This is a genomic window from Arthrobacter sp. CAL618, assembly GCF_000468215.1.
Taxonomy (GTDB): domain Bacteria; phylum Actinomycetota; class Actinomycetes; order Actinomycetales; family Micrococcaceae; genus Arthrobacter_D.
Window position 1 is genome coordinate 1 of record NZ_ASZW01000077.1, and the last position, 955, is coordinate 955.

Genomic DNA, 955 nt, shown 5'->3' on the forward strand with positions numbered 1-955 from the left:
GGATCCGGCTCGGCCGCTCTGGTCCGTCGGAGCGGGCAGGCGTAGCCTAGGGGCCATGACGAGAGTGGTTGTGGTCGGGGGTACTGGTCTGGTGGGGCACCATCTGGTGGACGAATGCGTGAGACGAGGCCACCAAACGCGGTCGGTCAGCCGTCACCTTCCCGCCCACCACTCGCCGCGGTGGGTCGCCGGTGCCGAGTACATGGCAGCCGATGTGACGACCGGGGAGGGCCTGACGGATGCGCTGGCCGAGGCCGATGTCCTGATTGACGTCCTCGACGGACAGTTCGGAAAGGGTCAGCGGGCGCTCGACGACGGCGCCCTGAACCTGCTCACCGCAGCCCGAGAGGCAGGAATCGCGCGCGCCGTGGTGCTCTCGATCGTCAACTGCGACCTGGCGGCGTTCTCCTACTATCGGGCCAAGGTGCGCCAGGAGAAGATCTACCAGAATTCGTCGATTCCATCAGTGGTGGTCCGGGCTACCCAGTTCCACAACTTTCTGACGGTAGTGTTCGACGGCGGGCGCAAGGCCGGAGTACTTCCTGTCCTGAAGAACGCCGTGTTTCAGCCGATTGCCGTTCAGGATGTGGCAGGTGCGCTGGCCGACGCGGCAACCCATCAGCCGATACCCCAGGGGACCATCAACGTCGGCGGCCCGCAAGTGCTGGAAATGGCCGAGCTGGCTCGCATCTACCGCGACGTCACAGGAGCAACCGGCCGCCAGATCACCCTGCCGCTGCCGGGTGCTCTTGGGAAGTTCTTCAGTAGCGGCGAGAATCTTGCCCGCGACTCGGCCGTCAACGGCTTGACCTTCGAGGCCTGGCTGCGCCTGCGCTCGGTCTGATGGGGCCAGACATCCCGGTCATGTCCCGACGGCGCTCGCACAGCGCACGGACCTGCACGCAAACACGCCGGGGGTACGCAGCACCAGGGCGCCCCTCCACACAGAACCGCC

The 955-nt window shown here is 66.3% G+C and carries 1 protein-coding gene; it reads left to right on the forward strand.

Features of this window, described 5'->3' with window-relative positions; translation table 11 throughout:
• Window positions 1-844 (forward strand): SDR family oxidoreductase (locus K728_RS0104945; protein ID WP_443110924.1); only part of this gene is annotated, 844 nt, incomplete at its 5' end.
• Window positions 845-955 lie beyond the last annotated feature (111 nt).